This window comes from Bradyrhizobium sp. 159, from assembly GCF_023073795.1.
Lineage (GTDB): Bacteria > Pseudomonadota > Alphaproteobacteria > Rhizobiales > Xanthobacteraceae > Bradyrhizobium.
The window spans coordinates 293,649-313,548 of the sequence record NZ_JADPKE010000041.1; the positions used below are offsets into that span (position 1 = coordinate 293,649).

A 19,900-nucleotide genomic window follows, 5' to 3' on the forward strand; every position below is an offset into this window, starting at 1 on the left:
TGCATGCGCGCGCAGGGCAAGTGAAGTTGCTGTGACGGGTGCGCTTAAAACTCCAGCGGCGCGTTGTCGACGACTTCCTTCATCACGAAGAAGGTGCGGGTCTGGCGCACCCCGGGGAGCGCGATCAGCTGCTCGCCATGGATGCGATTGAAATCCTCCATGTCGCCGACACGGATCTTGAGGAAGTAGTCGAAATCGCCGGCGACGAGGTGGCAATCAAGCACGAATTTCAGTTTTGTAATCGCCTGCTCGAAAGTGGCAAAACTCTCCGGGGTCGAGCGGTCGAGCACGACGCCGACCATCACCAGCGTGCCCTTGGCCACCTTCTTCGGCGCCACCATGGCGCGCACGGTCGCAATGAAGCCGTCCTCGAACAGGCGCTGGGTGCGGCGATGGCAGGTGGCGGGGCTGATCGCGACGGTTTCGGCCAGCTCGGCATTGCTGAGCCGGCCGTTATTCTGAAGCAATCGCAATATCTTAAGGTCGATACGGTCGAGACGGGAAGGCATGGAAGAATCTCTCATTCCTATCCATCATTACGGAACAAGTAAGGGTAATTGATGTCGTTTTCGCAAGCAACGGCGCAATATTGACGCAGCATTTGAGAGCACCTTTCTTGTAGCAAGTGCTAATCGCTGCGGCCAGCTCAATGCCAATCGGGATGACCCATGATGCTGAAAAAATTCGCGCGCTATTCGCTCACCTTCGGTCCGACGCCAATCGAGAAGCTTGAGCGGCTATCGAAATATCTCGGCGGTCAAGTCGAGGTCTACGCCAAGCGCGAGGACTGCAATTCAGGCCTTGCCTATGGCGGCAACAAGCTGCGCAAGCTCGAATACATCATTCCCGATGCGATCGCCTCCAACGCCGACACGCTGGTATCGATCGGCGGCGTGCAATCCAACCACACCCGCATGATCGCGGCGGTCGCCGCCAAGCTCGGCATGAAGTGCCGTCTGGTGCAGGAAGCCTGGGTACCGCACGAGGACGCGGTCTATGACCGCGTCGGCAACATCATGCTCTCGCGCATCATGGGTGCCGACGTGCGCCTGGTCGACGACGGCTTCGACATCGGCATCCGCAAGAGTTGGGAGCAGGCGATCGAGGAGGTGAAGGCGGCGGGTGGCAAGCCTTACGCGATTCCCGCTGGCGCCTCCGTGCACAAATTCGGCGGCCTCGGCTATGTCGGCTTCGCCGAGGAAGTGCGCAAGCAGGAGAAGGAGCTCGGCTTCAAATTCGACTACATCGTCGTCTGCACCGTCACCGGCTCGACCCATGCCGGCATGCTGGTCGGCTTCGCCGCCGACGACCGCGCCCGCAAGGTGATCGGAATCGATGCGTCGTTCACGCCTAGCCAGACGAAAGCCCAGGTGCTCGAGATTGCGCAGAACACCGCAAAGCTCGTCGAGCTCGGCAAGGAGCTCGTCCCCGACGACGTCGTGCTGATCGAGGACTATGCCTATCCCGCCTATGGCGTGCCGTCGGAAGAGACCAAGGAAGCGATCCGCCTCACCGCGCGGCTCGAAGGCATGATCACCGACCCCGTCTACGAGGGCAAGTCGATGCAGGGCCTGATCGACCTTGCGAAGAAGGGCTATTTCGAGCAGGGCGCGAAGATCCTGTACGCCCATCTCGGCGGCGCGCCCGCGTTGAACGGGTATGCCTATGCGTTCAGGAATGGGTGAGGTGGCGCAGATCTCGCCGCATACACGGCTGTCGTCCCGGACAAGCATAAGCACAGATCCGGCACCGAGAGCCACAGGATCGCGTAGGGCGAAGACTACTCGCTACCTCGCCCTGACGATCTGCAACAGCTCGTCGCCGTAATGCTCGAGCTTCTTGTCACCGATCCCGGGCACGTTGCGGAGTTCATCCAGCGTCGTCGGCCAGGCCCGAACGATGCCGTCGATGGTGGCATCGTGCAGCACGACATAGGCGGGCACGCCGCGCTCGCGGGCGACGTCGGAACGCCAGGAGCGCAGCCGCGCGCGCAATTCGGGATCGACGTCGCCTTGCGGCGCGCTCGCCGCGGGCGCGAGGTCGCCGCGGCGCGATTTGGCCCGGCTCGAACGGATGCGGGTGCCGGGCGCCTCCTCGCGCAGCCACACTTCCGTTTCGCCGCGCAGCACGCCGCGCGAAGAGTCCGTCAGCTTCAACGCGCCGAATGCTTCGCTGTCGCTCTGCAAATGCCCCATTGCCACCAATTGCCGCAGTACCGTGCGCCACTGCTTTTCGTTGAGCTCGCGGCCGATGCCGAACACCGACAGCTTGTCGTGGCCGAACTGCGTCACCTTCTCGGTCAGGCGCCCGACCAGCACGTCGATCAAATGCATTGCCCCGAAGCGCTGGCCGGTGCGGTAGACGCAGGACAACAGCTTCTGCGCCAGCACCTTGCCGTCGCGCATTTTCGGCGGCATCAGGCAATTGTCGCAATTGCCGCAACTCTCGGCCATCACGATCTCGCCGAAATAGGCGAGCAGCCGCCGGCGCCGGCAATGCGGCGTCTCGGCAAGGCCGACCAGCGCGTCGAGCTTACCGATCGAGACCCGCTTGAATTCGTCGGAAGCGTTCGACTCGTCGATCATGCGGCGCTGCTGCACGATGTCGGAGAGGCCGTAGGCCATCCAGGCGGCGGATGGCTTGCCGTCACGGCCGGCACGCCCCGTCTCCTGGTAATAGGCTTCGATGCTTTTGGGCAGATCGAGATGGGCGACGAAACGCACGTCAGGCTTGTCGATGCCCATGCCGAACGCAATGGTCGCGACGATGACGATGCCGTCCTCGTTGAGAAAGCGGTCCTGATTCCGGGAGCGCACGCTGCTGTCGAGGCCGGCATGATAGGGCAGCGCGGCCATGCCTGCGTCTTGAAGCGCGGCAGCGACCTCCTCGACGCGGTTGCGGGACAGGCAATAGACCACGCCGGCATCGCCCATGTGGCGCTCGCGGATGAACTCCTTCAGCTGCGACACCGCATTGCGCTTGTCGACGATCTCGTAGCGGATGTTGGGCCGGTCGAAGCTGGAGACAAATTGCGGGGAGCCGGTAAGCTGAAGCCGCTCGACGATTTCCTTGCGGGTCAGATCGTCGGCTGTCGCGGTCAGCGCGATGCGTGGGACATCGGGAAAGCGCTCGGCGATGATGGACAGACCGACGTATTCGGGCCGGAAGTCGTGGCCCCATTGCGAGACGCAATGCGCCTCGTCGATCGCGAACAGCGCCACCTTCGCCCGCGCCAGCATCGACAGGCAGCGCGGCGTCACCAGCCGTTCCGGCGCGACATAGAGCAGGTCGAGATCGCCCGCGATCAGGCGGCGCTCCACCTCCGAAGCTTCGTGCGGAGTCAGCGACGAGTTCAGCGCGGCCGCGTTGACACCTGCTTCGATCAGGCCCGCAACCTGATCGCGCATCAGCGCGATCAGCGGCGAGACCACGATGCCGCAGCCTTCGCGCAGCAGTGAGGGGAGTTGATAGCAGAGCGACTTGCCGCCGCCGGTCGGCATCAGCACAAGGCAATTGCCGCCTTCGCTCACGTGCCGGATGATCTCACCCTGCGCGCCGCGGAACCCCGGCAGGCCGAACACCGAATGCAAGACCGACAGCGCGTCGCGGCCGTTGGCCAGAGCGGACAGCGGAGCGGTGGAAGGAGAGGACATGGGCGTGAGGACATTGAGCTTTCGGTCAACGCCAGTCGCACGACCGAGCGGGCATGGCAAGACCGTTTGCGCGGCAGGGTATAGTGTTCCCCTCTCCGCTTGTGGGAGAGAGTGGCTCGCCGCATAGTGAGGGGTCTCTGACTGCGCATTCGATGAGACTTGTTTCGCGGCGACATACCCCTCATCCGGCGCTTCGCGCCACCTTCTCCACAACGGAAAAGGGAAGAACAGCCGCTATGCCCCGATCCTTCGCAGCGCCTCCGCGACGGTCACGATCGGTACACTGCGCTTCTCGGCCGCCTTCAGCGCATGGCACATCAAATGCGGCGTGCAACCATAGGGGCTCGGCCTGTCGGCGACGTCATGGCCGTACAAGATCAGCCATCCGCCGCTTGCGACCGCCTCGTCGAAATAGCGATCGATGCCTGTCGTATCGATGTCGCGGTCGATCAAGGGCGAAGCACGCAGAAACTGGAGGTCGATGACGCCGTGATTGACGCCGGGAAGGATGCCGCGCGCCGAACGGTAGGCTCTTGCAAGCTGCGGCTTGCGCCAAACCGAGGCGAGACCATACGGATAGGCGAAGTTCTCCAGCATGATCGAGGAATCAATGCTGCGGAAGTGGTCGCGGTTGCGCTCGATCTCGCGTTCCATGGCGGCTTCGTCGAGATCGACCGCGCTCTGGTGCGAGAAGGTGTGGCAGGCAATCTCGTGGCCGGCGCGGTGAAGCCGCACGATCGCGTCATTCGACAGGCCCTGCCAATGATCCGACGGCTGATCGATCAGGCTGCCCGAGAGGTAGAATGTGCCGCGACCGCCATGTTTCTCGAGGAGTTCGGCACCCTCGCCTGCGGCGCTATCTGGAGCATCGTCGAAGGTGAAGCTCACCATCGGGGCGCGCGCAGGCAACCGGTGCGGCGCGGCGCGGAAATGCCGAGCCAGCCGATTGCTCACGCGTCCCTGGAGTGACGACCACACGCTGCGTTTCCCGTGATTCCATATTCGCTACTGAAACATTCGCGCGCTAGTTGAGGCAAGCCTAACGCTCGGGTAATCCTAACATGGAGCCAACACCCTTCGGCTAGCACGCAGGGACCGATACGTCGGCATCCGTACCGAGATATTGCAGCCAGTTCCGGAATAACGCTGCCGCTGCGGTGCCGGCGGCGATATCGGCGCGCAAATTCAGCGCAGGCAATTCGTTGGTGAGCGCGGGATGGCGCTGGTGCCGTGCCTGTTTCTCGAAGCGGGCCAGCTTCTCTTCTGTCGCTGCGTCAAAATAACTCACGGGCAAATTCGGATAATTCTCGCGCTCACGGGCGAGATAGCGGCCGACGTCGCGCAGATATTCGCGCTGGAGCGACAGCCCGTCATATTCCGGATGGCCCTGGAAGAACACGAAGCGGCTGGCATATTGGCGGATAAAGACGTCGACGCCGGCCTCTTCCGAGCGCGTCAGCACCCGGTACCCGGCTTCCACGAGCTCGCTCTCGGCGATCTCGTTCAGGCGCGAATGCGAGACCTTGAGCGGCATAGGCGCACCGCGCGTCAGCGGATCGCGCGTCACGGCTTCGCAGTCGAAGATGCCGTGACATTTGCTCGGCAGCCGCCGCCGCGCGATGCCGTCGAGGTGCAGCACCGCCGCATGCGCGGCGAGGCACGACCAGATCGTCGAGCGCGTGTTGACCTTGGCCCAGTCGATCAGCTCCGTCAGGTCGCGCCAGTACGGCTCCTGGTCGAGTTCGGGCGCGACCGGCTCGGCGCCGGTCACGATCAGCCCGTCGAATTTACGGCGCCTGAGATCCGCAAGATCGGAATATTCGCTCTCGATATGCCACTTGGCGTCCGGCGAGCGCCTCACCGAAGGAAGCGAGAAGCAGTGGAAGCGGATGCGACGCGAGCCTGCAGCCGCCTGGAGCAGCTTCATGAACTGCCGCTCGGTCGCCTTCAACGCCGGGTCCGGCATGTTGTTGATCAGCCCGATGGTCAGCTCGGCGCCGCGATCACGCGCGAGATCACCTTCGGCCGGCACCAGTGCCGGGCTTGATATGACTTGATCCCTGTCGATCAAGATCGTCATTGGCGCCGCCGCCTACTCCGCGGCCTGCAGACGCGACGACGGACAGGCCTTTTCCAGCGCCTGATCGATATCCTCGATGATGTCTGCGGAATGCTCGATGCCGATCGACAGGCGGATCGTCTCCGGCAGCACGCCCGCTATGCGCTGCTGCTCTGCCGACATCTGCCGGTGCGTCGTCGACGCCGGATGGCAGGCCAGCGACTTGGCATCGCCGATATTAACGAGCCGCGTGATCAGCTTCAGCGCATCATAGAAGGTCTTGCCGGCTTCCATGCCGCCCTTGATGCCGAAGGTAAACAGCGAAGAGGCGTTGCCGTTCAGATATTTCTGCACCAGCGGATAATAGGGGCTGTCCGGGAACCCCGTGTAATTGACCCAGGCCACCCGCGAATCGCCACGGAGGAATTCGGCGACCTTGCGGGCGTTCTCGACGTGGCGCTCCATGCGCAGTGCCACGGTTTCGATGCCCTGGAGCAGCAGAAAGGCATTGAAAGGCGAGAGCACCGAACCCATGGTGCGCTGATAGACGCTGCGCGCGCGCTCGATGTAGGCGGTCCTGCCGAAGCGCTCGGCATAGACGAGGCCGTGATAGGACGCATCCGGCTTGTTGTAAGCCGGGAATCGGTCGGCGTGTTTCCCCCAGGGGAAGTTTCCGGAATCGACGATGGCGCCGCCAAGCGTGGTGCCGTGGCCACCGAGGAACTTGGTCAGGGAATGCACGGCAATATCGGCACCGTAGTCGAACGGCTTGAGCAGAATCGGGCTTGCGACCGTGTTGTCGACGATCAGCGGCACGCCATGCGAATGCGCGATTTTCGCCAGCGCCTCGATGTCGCAGACATTGCCGGCGGGGTTGCCGATGGTCTCGGCGAACACGGCGCGGGTATTCTCGTCGATCAGTTTCTCGATCGCCTCGGGCTGGTCGCTCTCGGCGAAGCGGCCAGTGATGCCCTGCCGCGGCAGGATGTGTGAGAGCAGCGTGTGTGTGGTGCCGTAGAGCTGCGGCACCGAGACGATGTTGCCGCCGTGATCGGCGACATTGACAAAGGCGAAATGCAGCGCCGCCTGGCCGGTCGCAACCGCAAGCGCGCCGACGCCGCCTTCGAGCTGCGCGATGCGCTTCTCCAGCACCGCGCTGGTCGGATTGGCGATGCGGCTGTAACGAAAGCCCTCGGCCTCGAGATTGAAGAGCGCCGCGCCATGATCGGCGCTGTCGAAGGCATAGGCTGCGGTCTGGTAAATCGGCACGGCGACGGCGTGCGTTGTGGCTTCCGGTTCGTAGCCGGCGTGAATAGCGATCGTCTCGTTGCGCATCGTGCCACCTCCGCGTGGAGCGGGCCGCACTTATCGGCCTGTATGAGGCGCGTGCGTTGTCCGCCATCCTCCTGTTAGAGGGGGGTGGTAAAGCGGACAATAATTCGCCTAGAGATCGAGGAAGTAACCCTAACGCTTGTTGGCGAGGTGGCCAGAATTCGGGTTAAACTGGATTAACGAATTGACGAGGTTGCCGCGCCCGCGGCGTTGCTTTTCCCTTCTCCCTTACGGGTTTTGGGGACCGCATAAGGGCAGAGGGTGCACCGTCAACCCGTCGACAACCTGCCTAGCTTCAGGCCATCGTCTCCCACAGTCGATGAGCGAGCACGCCGGCGCGCTTCTCGATCGCGGCCGCGGCATCGAGCGCGAGATCCTCGCGATAGCGCCCGGCAATGAGCTGCACGCCGATCGGCCTGCCGTCATGCACTGCCACCGGCACCACCGCGCCAGGCAGGCCCAGCACGTTGATCGCGGAGATGAAGCGGATCTCGCCCCAGAAGATCTCGCGCACGCGCTCGGGGCTGACGGTGTCCTCGCGCGGGCCCGGCGTCGGCTTCACCGTGGTCGGCGCCAGCACGACCGGATACTCGTCGAAGAACAATTGCCAGGCGCGGATGTGGCCGTTGCGCGCGGCCGTCGCCTGCATCCAGGCTTTGAGATCGAGCACGTTGGCCTTGGTCCTCATGCCGCCCCAGGCCTTGTGAAAATCCTCGGACGTAACCTTCAGCATGCTGGCTTCCTGCATCACAACGGTCTCGTTGGTGATGATGTCGCACCAGGTCTGCCAGACGCCGTTGATGTCGGGCACCTCGACCTCGCTGACGCGATAGCCGGACCGCTCGAGATGATCCGCGGCCTGGCGCAGCGCCGCGGCAACCTGCGGGTCAACGTCCATGTCATCGGGGATCTTGGCCAGCGCGACCTTGATCGGCCCCTTTGGCTTCGGCCCGACGAGCGGCGCCGGCACCCACCAGGGATCGCGCGGATCGCGTTGGCTCATCACCTCCAGCGCGAGACGAACGTCGGCGACGTGACGGGCGAGCGGCCCCTGCGCCGACATCAGATGCGCCAGCATCGGACGCTCGGCGATGGCGCTTCCGTTGAAAGCGGGGATCCGTCCCTGCGTCGGCTTGATCGTGACAACACCGTTGCAATGCGCCGGCCAGCGCAGCGATCCGCCGATGTCGTTGCCATGGGCGATGGTGCCGATGCCGGCCGCCACCGCCGAGCCCGCACCGCCCGAGGAGCCGCCGCAGGTGACGTTCGGATCCCAGGGGTTCAGCGTCAGCCCGTGCAGAGGATTGTCGGTGAAGCCGCGGAAGGAGAATTCCGGTGTGTTGGTGAGCCCGATCACGATCGCGCCGGCCTTTTTCAAGTTGCGCACCACGGGGGAATCGGACGGCGCGATGAGGTCCTTGTTAGCGGGAACGCCGTTGAAGTTTGGCCGCCCTTCGTAATCGACATTTTCCTTGATGGTTACAGGCACGCCATGCAGGAGGCCGAGCTCGCCGCCCTTTGCGCGCTGCCTGTCGGCCGCATGCGCCGCTTTTAACGCCTCTTCGGAGAGATCGACGACGACGGCGTTCAGCCTTGGATTGACGGCGTGCATGCGTTCGAGATGCGCTTCGACCGTCTCGACGGCGGAGATTGCACCGGAGCGGATCGCAGCCGCGGTCTCGACCGCCGACCATTGCCAAGCCGGCCCCTTGGGACGGCGCGGTGAGGCCGGCTTGAGCCGCGTGGCTTTCTTTGCCTTCTTTGCAGCGACGGCCTTGCGGCTTGTGCTTTTCTTGCTGGAGGTTTTTACCGGTTTCTTCGAAGCCGTTTTCTTCTTGGTCGTCGCCTTCGCCACGTCGCATCTCCTGAAATTGCGCCGCAGACGTTACGGATGGCCAAAGGACGTGTACAGGTGCGTTTTCTGCATGGCGCGATGGCGCGACGCGGCGAATTGTCCGCGAACGCACCGCTGCGCTATTCCGCGGGGCAAGCCGCAACGGCGGCCTGGGCGCGGTCGAGCCGGAGGCTCCACAGCGCCAGCAGGAGACCGACAGCGGTGATGCCGGCTGCGACCAGAGGCAGCGCCGAAAGGCCGAGTCCGCGATCGATGGTGACGCCGCCGGCCCAGGCGCCGAGAGCGTTACCGAGATTGAACGCGGCGATGTTGAGGCTGGAGGCGAGCGTGCGGCCATCTGGGCCTGCCGCTTCCAGCACGCGAAGCTGGAGCGGGGCGACGGTCGCAAAGGCGGCGACGCCCAGCAGCAGGATCAGCACGACCGCGGCGATCTTGAGCGACAGCGCGGCGGCAAGGCCAAGAAGCACGATGGCGAGCGCAGCGAGCGTCCCGATCAGCGCGCCGGCGAGCCCGCGGTCGGCGAGCTTGCCGCCGGCGACGTTGCCGATCGCGAGGCCGACGCCGAACACCAGCAGGATCGGTGAGACCGCGGCCTCCGAAAAACCGGTGAAGCGCGTCAGGATCGGCTGGATATAGGTGAAGACGACGAACAGGCCGGCAAAGCCGAACACGGTCATAGCAAGGCCGAGCAGCACCTGCGGGCGGCCGAGCACCGAGACTTCGTCGGCAAGCGAGACCGGCTTGTCGCCGTTGCCGACATGGCCGGGCACCAGCGCGGCAACCACGGCAAAGGCGATCACACCGATGACCGTCACGGCCCAGAACGCCGCGCGCCAGCCGAGCATCAGGCCGACCCAGGCGCCGAAGGGCACGCCCAGCAATGTCGCGACCGTAAGGCCGATGAACATGGTGGCAATCGCCGAGGCCCGCTTGTCCTCGGCGACGAGGCTGGTCGCCACCACCGAGCCAACGCCGAAGAAGGTACCATGGGCAAGGGAAGTCAACACGCGCGCGGCCATCAGCAATTCGTAGTTCGGTGCCAGTGCGCAGGCCGCATTGCCGAGCGTGAAGATCGCCATCAGCGCGAGCAGCACGGTTTTCCGTGGCATTCGCCGCGTCGCCAGCGTCAGGACGGGCGCGCCGACGAACACGCCGAGCGCATAGCCGGAGATGAGCAGGCCCGCGACGGGCACCGAGACGTGCATCTCGGCGGCGACCTGGAGCAACAGGCCCATGATGATGAATTCGGTGGTGCCGATGCCAAAGGCACCGGCGGTGAGCGCAAGGACGGCGGAAGGCATGCGTGGCTCCGATGGATGAGACGAGCCACGCAGATAGCCGCGCGTGGGCAAAACCGTTAGCATGGCCGCAATCCAATCATTTGTGACGTGAATTCAACATGGGCCGTTTCGACACCAACCGCTCCGCCGAGATGGAGGTCTTCGTCCGCGTCGTCGACCTCGGCGGATTCACCCAGGCCGGTCGAAAACTGCGCCTGACGCCATCGGGCGTGAGCAAGCTGATCTCACGGCTGGAGGCACGGCTCGGCTCGCGCCTCGTCAACCGCACCACACGCAAGCTGACCCTGACCGAAGAAGGGCAGGCGTTCTACCAACGGGCCGTGCGCATCCTCGCAGAGATGGAGGAAGCCGAGCGCGAGGCGGCCTCCGGTGCGGCCCCGCGCGGCCGCCTCACGGTGAACAGCAACATTCCATTCGGCATGCTGCATGTGATGCCACTGATCCCGCGGTTCCTGGAAGAGCATCCCGACGTCACGCTCGATCTCGTGCTCACGGATACGGTCATCGACCTGATGCAGGAGCGCGCCGACGTCGCGATCCGGGTCGGCCCGTTGCGTGCGTCACGTCTCGTCGCCCGAAAACTCGGCACCAGCCGCATGGTCGTGGTCGGCGCGCCGAACTATCTCGCACGTTGCGGCACGCCGAGGACGCCGGCCGACCTAGCTGATCACCGCGGCATCGGTTGGACGTTTCCGCGCAGTATCCGGGGCTGGCCATTCAAGCGTGGCGACCACACCGAAGAAGCGGTGCCGCCGCCCGTCGCGCGCGCCAGCGACGGCGAAGCCGCGCGCCGCCTTGCGCTGGGCGGCGTCGGCCTCGCGCGCCTCGCCCTCTTCCACATCGGCCCCGACATCGAATCGGGCCGCCTCGTCCCGGTGCTGCAAAGCCACAATCCCGGCGACCGCGAAGACATCCACGCCGTCTATGTCGGCCACACCGCGCCGCTCCCGGCACGCGTCCGTGCGTTCATTGATTTTCTCGCCGAGCATGTGCGGGTGAGCGATCCCGTGCTGAAGCGGGCCGGAGACGGGAGATGGAAGCTGACGAGATGAGACCAATGGCGGAGGGAGAGCAACTGGGATCGAACCTTCTCCGCCTGTTTGGGCGGTGATCGCTGGGCACCATGGCGACGAACCAAAATAGGCCACTGCTGAAATCAAACTGGGCCACCGAGGTTGGAAACAGGCCAGCTCCCATCGGTACTGGCCGAAATAAACCGCCCTGAATTTAGAAATGCGCCACTAAACGAAAACGCCACCAAGCCGAATAATGCTCAGTGGCGCTACGGTGGAACTGGAAACTGCAATCCTCCAGTAGACGCTAACGGGGCGCTGGCGTTTAGGTTCAAGGCGGCCCTACTGTTCCTCCGGTTCGCGATGGATAGCCGCCTTCTTGGCAAGCGCAGCTTCTATCAATTCAGCTATGCCATCGACCGCAATTCGGTCGTTGATGCGTGATGCTATGTACTTGTAGCGCGCAATGCGCAGATCGATCTCTTCACACTTCTCAAACATAGCTCACCGCGATTGTTGAGGGCGGGAGCTTTCAGAACTCTCAGTCACCGATAATAGCCAAGGGCGGGGCATCGATCCCCAGACCTTAAAGTAAATAGTCAGTTCCAGGCCGGAGCCACGCGATCCGACGCTCTCCATTCATCCAATCGTCAATTTCGGTCTTGCTAAGACGTGTACCCATAAACCAAGGGCGTGAGGCGACTATGGCAGTATCCGCTGCGACAGAGACCCATGCGTCAAGTGGCAGGACTGTAGACCACGGCAGCTAGTGGGACATATTTTCAAAGGTTCTCATCGCGACAACAACATTCTTTCCGAGGTAAGGTTTTGCGATGAAAAGCGCGTTTGCCGGAATTTCAAGCGGCCTCAACTTCCCGGAAGTTATGATGATATGCACCGGAGGCCATCTGTCCCGGACAGCAGCGGCGAGCTTCAGCCCGTTGATGGAACCCGGCATTTCGATGTCTGTAAATAGCAAATGGATGTCTTTGCGGGCTTCCAGAATGGCGATGGCATGATCAGCGTTTTTTGCGACGACCACGGTAAACCCAGCCTCTTGGAGGTCTCCCGCCACAAGATCCCTGATTAGAACTTCATCCTCAACGACTAAAACTGTGGCCATTTGACCTCTTCGGTGGTCTTTGGGGCCACGAATGCTAAGTAAAGCGGCGCACAATGGTTCCTGAGTTCGTTTCCAAACAGCCATTTGGATAGCCTCATAAAGGCGTAGCGGTCCCGCCCCGTCAGTGAAACAGCCCGCGCTATGTCCATCGCACTACAGACGTGCCGCCCGAATGAGCGTAAGAAGGAGACATTGCTGGCCACGATATTGGGCGTCAGTGACTGAGAGTTGAAATGCTCCCGCCTTACTGCGCGAGAGCTTTCAATGATCGGATCAAACCGTATCCTCGGCGCCTTGTCAGCTGCCGACCTCGAAGTCCTCAAGCCGCACCTCCGGCCTGTCAAACTTGAGCACCAGCGCATTTTGTTTGATACCGGCGATCCGGTACCTGTCGTATACTTCCCGCTGACCTGCGTGGTGTCATTAGTCGTGCCCCTGTCAACGGGACAGTCAGTCGAGGCCGCAATGGTCGGCCGCGATGGCGTTGTCGGAGCGGGAGCCGCGCTCGACGGGAAAATATCCCTGAACCGCGCAATCATTCAGCTGCCTGGCAACGCCTTGGAGTGTAGCGCCAAGGCATTGGAGACCGCGGCATTTCAAAGCCGCGCTTTGATCGCCATGCTCGTTCGGCATGAACAGACCGTATTCGCACAAGCTCAACAGTCGACGGCATGTATGGCCGCACATGACACTCAAGCCCGGCTTTGCCGCTGGATGCTCCGGGCTCGTGATCTGGCTGAAAGCGACACCCTGCCATTCACCCAAGAATTTCTGGCGGAAATGCTGGGCAGGAACAGAACCAGCGTCAGCCCGGTCGCGCATACGCTGCAACAAGCCGGGATGATCAGGTACACGCGAGGGCGCATCGAAATCCTCAACGTTGAGGGACTGAGGGAAAGCGCCTGCGAATGCTACGAAGCGGTTCGATTGAATTACGATAAGCTACTTTAATGAGGGTCCGAGCCATACTCGAGCCTGATTACGAACCGAGCGAGATTTCCAAAGCTCGACGGGGGCTCCGTCAATCAACTGCTTTGCCCATACAATCGAGTCGTCGTCATTTTCGCACGAAAAGACCCGGCATGCCACGAATTGCCCGTCGTTGCCGACTGTGTAAAGCCGACGATCAGTCATTTATCGCGGTGGGCGCAAACCTGGTGACGTGAGCCATTCGTTGATATGAACTGCGACGTCTGTCTGGCGCGCTCGTTTTACTAGAGCGTCCTTCTCCCGACCGGGCGGCATCCCCCGGGCTTGCTCTTTAAGTTGCGCAGCCGACTTGGCCAGTCGCTCATCGAAGGTCATGGTATGCTTGATCCGTCTTCGCTTCTGCAGCATGGCTATGTCCTCCTCGCAGCAAAAGTTAACGGCGTTTCACCTGCTGCGTCTGTCTTAGGGGCTACATAGGAGAAACGGGCTTCGTCGGTCAGTTGATATACGCTTCTGCCGATAAGCCCTATCAGGGGATTGGCTAGGAGCGTTGCTTCCGGCCGAGCTGCCGTGATTCAAACCTCTGATAACTGGGGGCTTGAATCATGCGCTACGAACTCGCGGATCATGAATGGACCACCATCAGGCCGATGCTGCCGAACAAGCCGCGTGGCATTCCCCGGGTAAACGACCGCCGTGTCATCGGTGGAATTTTCTGAATCTTACGATCCGGAGCGCCCTGGCGTGATCTCCCGGAGGCGTTTGGTCCGTACACCACTTGCTACAACCGCTTTGTTCGCTGGCGGCGGGCTGGTGTCTGGGGCCGCATCATAGACGCACTTGCCGCGGCCCACGATGCCGCTGTCCAGATGATCGACACCTCCATCGTCCGTGTGCATCAGCATGGAGCCTGCATCACACTAAATCAGCGCCAATCGATGGGGAGGTCACGCGGCGGCTTGACGAGCAAAATCCATGCGGTGGTCGATAGCAATGGTCTGCCGGTACGACTGGCGCTGAGCTCCGGTGAGGCCCACGACGTTCGACTTGCCGAAAACTGCTGTCCCATTTGAAAGTCGGGTCAATGCTCCTTGCCGACCGTGGCTATGACGCCGAGTGGATCAGAGAGCTCGCCATGAAGAAGGGCGCGTGGGTCGCGTTCAAAGCCGGTTGTGAGTCACACCTCGACGTCTTCCGCGTTGAGCCATCCGGTCGACCGGGTACGCTCGCCGGCCCCGAAGCTGACGCTTCATGGGCCGTCGATGGCGGCGGCCAGGAGATAGCTTTCTGCTGCTTCAACGCAACCTTGCGCGACTATGCTCGTTTCGGGCAGACTGCTGGCCCACGACGGCACTTAGGAAGGTCGCCAGTTGGTCCCGCAGCAATGGATTTTGGACGCAACAACGGTCAAACCCGCTGATAAACAGCTCTCTGCGAAAGTCGCGACCGCTTATTTTGGATATGGCTACCAACTATGGATCCTTCCCGGAGAGCAGCGCAGGTTCGCGCTGCTCGGTATCCGAGGCCAAATCATCTTTGGTCGATCCCGCTTCAAAATTGGTTATGGTCCACACCGCGGTCAGGCAAAAGCCATCCGAGCCCGGCTCGTTAATGGAGCCGCATTGCCTTGTGGTTTGCCGCGCTTGAGAAGTTCGGAAATGATGACCCGGAGCTTTCCCGATAGTTTCGCATTGAACAGAAGGCGACGAACCCGGCTGGAGTCCATTGTCCGCCCATAAGCCACTAAGCGGACGAATCGCCAACTGAGCGGCCTTACTTTTCCTCATGTCGATTTTGCGGGCGACGACGGGTCGTCCCAGCAGCAGGTGGCAGCCGCGCTATCGCTTGCTCTAATTCTGTTGCGATGGCCTTGTAACGAGAGAGCACCCGCGTATAGACGTCGCGCCTAAGCGGGCTCTTTGCTGACTGTTGCAGGCGCTCGCAGTCAGCGATTTGCACGCGAAGCAGTTCAAGATGGGCCAGTATCTCTTTCATGTGCAGGCAAACTATCCCATGTCGCTTTTGGTTGAATAGCGAACTTCAGGCGGCTCTCATAACTGATTAGGACAACGTCGGGCTCAACACGGACGCCACCCGCTCACGGTGGGAACAAACCAGCAATTCAGTACCTATGCTGAACTCGCCCGATGTTGATCGAGACACTTTGGCGATGAAACAAGACCTTAGACCCTGGCAGGCAAAAAGAAAATCTGCAACGGGTCATTCGCGTCGGGTTGGGCGCGTGTTCCCGATAGTCGGTCTGGCGCCAAACTGCGGATGTGCCGGAGGTTATCGCGACTTCGCCCGCGGGCCAACAGCGGATCAGCATCACAGCTCCTTACTGAAATGATAGCGCAGTAGACCTCCGCCCAAAGTTTTATTGCTGGCTGAAACGGCGAGCTCCTCACGAACCGATTGATATGCAGAGGCCCTCTGCAGTGACAGCGCCTCGCGCCGCAACTCTGAGGGGTTCAAATCCATCTGAGAACGACTACGCTTGCGGCATTCGTCTTCCGCAAACCTCAACATCTGCCGTGCGATACCTGACCAATTTCTTCAGTCAGAGATATTGCGATATACCGCTCGAACACTTGCGCCATGTTGGGCGGCGCGAGCGGTCGATTGACCCTGACGAATAGACCTGCTCTGCGTCCGCTTCGGTAAACGCCTGTTTGGTGATCGGACGTTCCAGTCGGGGCCCACCTGCTGCGCTGGTCGCCTTCCGCGGCGGTCAGGCTCTGAGTGGGACGTCGTCGACGACATTGGTAGGTGTTCGCTGGACAAGATCAACGGACTTTACGACGCGTCCGGTCGATCAGGGTTTCGACATTCGGCAATATGCGCGTGACGAGCGCTTTGATCCCGGCTGCGTTAGGATGCAGGCCGTCCAACAGCTTGAGTTGAGCATCGTCCACAAACGCATCGTCGAAAGCCGGGTAGAACAGCACATTGTGTTCACTGGCAAGGCCAGAAAACATCGCGGCAAATGCGTTCTTGTATTCGTCTCGAAAGGTGGTGCGGGTCCGCGCCCCGCAAAGAAGCACTGCAATTCTCCGGGCTTCGAGGTTACGTAGAATCTCCGCGAGCGCCGTGCGAGTGACAGTTGGATCGCCTCCCCGGAGCATGTCATTCGCACCAAGTTCTAAAATGACCGCGTCGGTATCATCGGGGACTGACCGGTTCAACCTAGCAAGCCCCCTTGCAGCCGTGTCGCCACCCACACCAGCATTGATCACAGCGGCCAATTGTCCTTTGGCTCTCAGTGCAAATTCAAGCTGCTCTGTGAAACGATGGCCAGCAGGGATACCGCTTCCGGCAGTGAGAGAATCTCCGAGCACGACGATCTTGGTTATCTTATCATCGGCACGAACCCTAGAAGTGGCCACCACAACGACGCAACCGCCCCGGCCAACGTGATGAACTCGCGTCTTCTCATTGCCAGCCTCTCGGTCCAGACCATGAATTTTATCCCACAGCTAGATGTGGCGAAAGGAGACTGATGTCGCATTTGGGTCAAAGACTGCCTTCGGCGGAGCGAATAACCTGTTCGGCTCATCTCCTGAAAGCGGATACCCGGGCTCGTAAGCGATGGGCTGAAGGGGTGGACGTGTCGGCCGCCAAGTGCGGCCAGTTGAAGCCACTGCCTCACCGATCAGACCGCCTCGCGGTAGCGAAAACGCGCGTTCCTTACATCACGGCACTTGCTGTTTCTCCCTCGTCAGGCCAGTTTTGCAATTCGCGCGGGAAAACCGGGCGAGCCAGCGGGGACAGACATGCAGCCGGTTACGCAATACGCAAAAAGCGGCGACGTCCACATCGCCTATCAGATCTTTGGTGCGGGGCCGATTAATGTGGTGATCGTTCCGGGATTTGTGTCGAACGTAGAGAACTACTGGGACCAGCCCGACTTTGCGCGGTTCCTCAGTCGCATGGGTGGCTATGCCCGAGTAGTGACCTTCGACAAGCGCGGTACCGGCGGGTCCGATCGCGTCACCGAGCTGCCCGGCCTCGAGGTACGCATGGACGACCTCCGTGCGGTCATGGATGCTACCGGTATGGAGCAGGCAGCGCTGCTCGGGATTTCGGAAGGCGCGCCCCTGTCTGCGTTGTTTGCAGCGAGCTATCCCGAGCGTTGCCGAGCGCTGGTATTGTACGGCAGCTTTTCCCGCTTCTCTTATTGGTTTCCGACGGAGGAGGCCCTCGCAGGCTTCTTCGAGTATGTCGAGAAAGCCTGGGGCACCGGTGGTAGTATCCATCGATTTGCGCCATCGCGGGCCAACGACGCTGCATTCCAGCAATGGTGGGGCCGCAACGAACGCCTCGGTGCCAGCCCAGCCGCGGTGACCGCGCTGATGCGTATGAACAGCCAGATTGACATCAGCGGCATCCTTCCAGCGGTCAGGGTACCGACGCTCGTGCTTCACCGCACAGAAGATCAGGTTGTCGATATCGCCGGTGGGCGCGACGTAGCCGCCAATATTCCGGGTGCCAAGCTGGTTGAGCTTCCGGGAGTCGATCATATATTCTACGTTGGCGACGGCGCAGAAAAGATCTCAGACGCGATAGAAGAATTCCTCACCGGCGCGCCGGCGCGCATCGAGGCGGATCGCGTCCTGGCGACCGTTCTGTTCACCGATATTGTTGGCTCGACGGAGAAGGCTGCAAGCCTCGGCGACCGGCGCTGGCGCAATCTGCTCGATGACCATCATGCTACGATCCGGCGCGTGCTTGCCCGCTTCCGTGGCCGCGAAGTGAAGACGACCGGCGATGGCTTTCTCGTAACTTTTGACGGCCCGGCGCGTGGCGTCCGCTGCGCTTGCGCCATCGCGGATGAGATCAAGCCGCTCGGCATAGAGGTCCGTGCTGGACTTCATACAGGCGAGTGCGAAATGATCGGCGACGATGTTGGCGGTATCGCTGTTCACATAGGCGCACGGATTGCGGCGCTTGCCGGTCGGAGCGAGGTTTTGGTCTCGAGCACGGTCAAAGACCTGGTAGCGGGTTCTGGATTGCGCTTCAACGACCGCGGTAACCAATCCCTCAAGGGCATCCCGGGCGAGTGGCGCATATTCGCAGCTGAACGTTAGAGAACGAGCGATGGCCGAGGTGACGTCAGCTTCGGGTCAAAGGCTGCCTTGGACCGCTCGCATCACCCTGTTCGGGTCACCTTCAGGAAGCAGAACTCGGGGCGCTCTGAGCTGGGGTCAGCCACGGGTCAGGAGCGAGCAAAGGATAATTATCGAGAACGCGCGCGGCTGCCACTGCTGCCGTTCTCGGTTGGCTGGCGGGTGACCCACGTGATCAGCACGTCCGTGCGCGCTTCATAGTCCTCCGGCCGCGCGGGGAGCTCTAATTTCGGAAACCGCCAAAGATTTGCCAACTCATCCATTAGACCTGCATACGCTACAACCATTCGATCCACTCCTTCGGCGTCGGACAGGGAGCGCGCCTGCATCCAGGGTGATTCCTGAAATGCTTCAAGAAAGTAGCTCTCCCAAGTTGGCCCTCGCTTTCGACTGACATCCTTTATGGCCTGCAAAGGATCGGGCTCCTGGAAGTAGATCAGCCGAGGTTGCACGACGGCCAGCCGATCCTGCAAATCTGACCAAAACCGGATGATGGTCGTTTGAGGCGCATCCAACTGAAAAAGCACCCGAACCGTGCTTTGTATGGGATGGCTCTCAAAGACGTACAGCACATCATGCTCAACGCTCTCCAGGAAGGTCTCCAGCCTTCTGAGCGCTGCAGAGGCAAACGAGCCCACGGAGTGTCTCTTGTGAATGTCTGCGAACGCTGCTCCCATTCGATCGGGCCTGCCGACGAGCAAGGGATGGTTTGGGGCGCTCTCGACGAAAACCCTACTATTGGAGACAGAACCGCCCAGCGCCCCAGCGGCCATGCTCTTACCGGAACCAGGAAGGCCATCGATAAACAAGATTTGCGGGTGGGGGATGGACCTCTGCACAGGGATTGCTCGCGATCACACCATTCAGGACGGAGGCAGCCCTCCGTAACTTTGTATCCCCGATTGCGGCAGAACCGCAACCCGATGCAATCGGAAGCAGGGACATTGGATCTCCCCGTCCGCGGCCATGCGGTAAAAGATGCTGGTGCGTCCGCTCAGGGTCCAAAATGCGAAGAACTCAACGTGAGCAAATCTTGTCCGCCATGCCTCGATAAGCGGACTTCGTGGAGTGATGCTGCCACTCGCCTGTCAAACGCCATCCGGAACTGCCCCCTTTGCGTCATGAAGAACTGCCCCCACCATCGCGATTATGATCTCGGTTGAAGGTTGTTTCCGCCGGTGGCGGGCCGGAGGGAGGCCGAGCCGACCGGAGGGCCGTCACCGGCGGTGGGCGTCTTGATGAGGCCGCTCTTGCGCTTGGCGCGGAGCCGATAGCTGTCGCCTCGGATCGTCAGCACGTGGCTGTGGTGCAGGAGCCGGTCGAGGATCGCGGTGGCGACCACGGGATCGGCGAACACTGTGCCCCATTCGGCAACGCTGCGGTTCGACGTGATCAGCATGGCGCCGGTTTCGTAGCGCCGGCTGACCAGTTGGAAGAACAGATGCGCCGCGTCAGGTTCAAGCGGCAAGTAGCCGAGTTCGTCGACGATGAGCAGCTTTGGCTTCGAC

17 protein-coding genes and 1 pseudogene are annotated in these 19,900 nt (G+C 61.6%); 6 read left to right on the forward strand and 12 right to left on the reverse strand.

The annotated features are described in order from the left end of the window. Nucleotides 1-44 precede the first annotated feature (44 nt). On the reverse strand, nucleotides 45-509 hold the full coding sequence (locus tag IVA96_RS10490; protein ID WP_247276253.1) for an Lrp/AsnC ligand binding domain-containing protein: 465 nt from the start codon (nucleotides 507-509) through the stop codon (nucleotides 45-47). Between the two features lie 162 nt (nucleotides 510-671). Here IVA96_RS10490 and IVA96_RS10495 point away from each other — a divergent pair, with 162 nt between their 5' ends. Beyond that, nucleotides 672-1,685: a 1-aminocyclopropane-1-carboxylate deaminase gene (locus tag IVA96_RS10495; RefSeq protein WP_247276436.1), complete on the forward strand. Its 1,014-nt coding sequence runs from the start codon at nucleotides 672-674 to the stop codon at nucleotides 1,683-1,685. A gap of 102 nt (nucleotides 1,686-1,787) precedes the next feature. Here the strand turns inward: IVA96_RS10495 and recQ are convergent, their stop codons facing one another. The 6 genes from recQ to IVA96_RS10525 all read right to left on the reverse strand — a co-directional run bounded on the left by recQ (nucleotide 1,788) and on the right by IVA96_RS10525 (nucleotide 10,200). Next, nucleotides 1,788-3,653, reverse strand: a complete 1,866-nt coding sequence (gene recQ, locus IVA96_RS10500; RefSeq protein WP_247417037.1) for a DNA helicase RecQ — start codon at nucleotides 3,651-3,653, stop codon at nucleotides 1,788-1,790. Between the two features lie 234 nt (nucleotides 3,654-3,887). Continuing rightward, complete coding sequence (locus tag IVA96_RS10505; protein WP_247276251.1) at nucleotides 3,888-4,631, reverse strand: polysaccharide deacetylase family protein; 744 nt, start codon at nucleotides 4,629-4,631, stop codon at nucleotides 3,888-3,890. Nucleotides 4,632-4,734: 103 nt separating this feature from the next. Next, nucleotides 4,735-5,733 carry a homoserine O-succinyltransferase gene (locus tag IVA96_RS10510; RefSeq protein ID WP_247276250.1) on the reverse strand — a complete coding sequence of 333 codons (999 nt, stop codon included), beginning with the start codon at nucleotides 5,731-5,733 and terminating at the stop codon, nucleotides 4,735-4,737. A 12-nt stretch (nucleotides 5,734-5,745) separates the two neighbouring features. Then, a complete protein-coding gene (locus tag IVA96_RS10515; RefSeq protein ID WP_247276249.1) occupies nucleotides 5,746-7,047 on the reverse strand; it encodes an O-acetylhomoserine aminocarboxypropyltransferase/cysteine synthase family protein in 1,302 nt (433 codons plus the stop codon). Between the two features lie 292 nt (nucleotides 7,048-7,339). Then, a complete protein-coding gene (locus IVA96_RS10520) occupies nucleotides 7,340-8,899 on the reverse strand; it encodes an amidase family protein (protein ID WP_247276248.1) in 1,560 nt (519 codons plus the stop codon). A 119-nt stretch (nucleotides 8,900-9,018) separates the two neighbouring features. Then, nucleotides 9,019-10,200, reverse strand: a complete 1,182-nt coding sequence (locus IVA96_RS10525) for an MFS transporter (RefSeq protein ID WP_247276247.1) — start codon at nucleotides 10,198-10,200, stop codon at nucleotides 9,019-9,021. Nucleotides 10,201-10,298: 98 nt separating this feature from the next. On the opposite strand from IVA96_RS10525, the gene IVA96_RS10530 reads away from it, so the two are divergent. Beyond that, the gene (locus IVA96_RS10530) at nucleotides 10,299-11,252 is read left to right on the forward strand and encodes a LysR family transcriptional regulator (RefSeq protein WP_247276246.1); all 954 of its coding nucleotides are present in this window, start codon (nucleotides 10,299-10,301) and stop codon (nucleotides 11,250-11,252) included. Between the two features lie 123 nt (nucleotides 11,253-11,375). Next, nucleotides 11,376-11,657 (forward strand): hypothetical protein, encoded by a 282-nt coding sequence (locus IVA96_RS10535; RefSeq protein WP_247276245.1) that lies wholly within the window; start codon nucleotides 11,376-11,378, stop codon nucleotides 11,655-11,657. 322 nt (nucleotides 11,658-11,979) lie between these two features. Here IVA96_RS10535 and IVA96_RS10540 read toward each other — a convergent pair whose 3' ends face one another. Further along, entirely contained in the window at nucleotides 11,980-12,336 is a 357-nt protein-coding gene (locus IVA96_RS10540; protein ID WP_247417042.1) for a response regulator, read from the reverse strand. Between the two features lie 264 nt (nucleotides 12,337-12,600). On the opposite strand from IVA96_RS10540, the gene IVA96_RS10545 reads away from it, so the two are divergent. Both IVA96_RS10545 and IVA96_RS10555 read left to right on the forward strand, forming a co-directional pair. Then, nucleotides 12,601-13,287, forward strand: a complete 687-nt coding sequence (locus tag IVA96_RS10545) for a Crp/Fnr family transcriptional regulator (RefSeq protein WP_247276243.1) — start codon at nucleotides 12,601-12,603, stop codon at nucleotides 13,285-13,287. A gap of 584 nt (nucleotides 13,288-13,871) precedes the next feature. Further along, nucleotides 13,872-14,419: pseudogene (locus IVA96_RS10555) on the forward strand (IS5 family transposase); the annotation flags it as partial. Between the two features lie 620 nt (nucleotides 14,420-15,039). Here the strand turns inward: IVA96_RS10555 and IVA96_RS10560 are convergent. Then, entirely contained in the window at nucleotides 15,040-15,261 is a 222-nt protein-coding gene (locus tag IVA96_RS10560; RefSeq protein WP_247417045.1) for a hypothetical protein, read from the reverse strand. Between the two features lie 791 nt (nucleotides 15,262-16,052). Further along, a complete protein-coding gene (locus IVA96_RS10565) occupies nucleotides 16,053-16,655 on the reverse strand; it encodes a GDSL-type esterase/lipase family protein (RefSeq protein ID WP_247417048.1) in 603 nt (200 codons plus the stop codon). Between the two features lie 384 nt (nucleotides 16,656-17,039). Here IVA96_RS10565 and IVA96_RS10570 point away from each other — a divergent pair, with 384 nt between their 5' ends. Then, a complete protein-coding gene (locus IVA96_RS10570) occupies nucleotides 17,040-18,353 on the forward strand; it encodes an adenylate/guanylate cyclase domain-containing protein (RefSeq protein ID WP_247417051.1) in 1,314 nt (437 codons plus the stop codon). Between the two features lie 149 nt (nucleotides 18,354-18,502). On the opposite strand, the gene IVA96_RS10575 is transcribed toward IVA96_RS10570, so the two are convergent. Beyond that, entirely contained in the window at nucleotides 18,503-19,030 is a 528-nt protein-coding gene (locus IVA96_RS10575; protein WP_247276241.1) for a hypothetical protein, read from the reverse strand. 509 nt (nucleotides 19,031-19,539) lie between these two features. Further along, nucleotides 19,540-19,900, reverse strand: a 361-nt coding sequence (locus tag IVA96_RS10580) for an ATP-binding protein (protein WP_247417054.1), incomplete at its 5' end; no start/stop codon positions are given.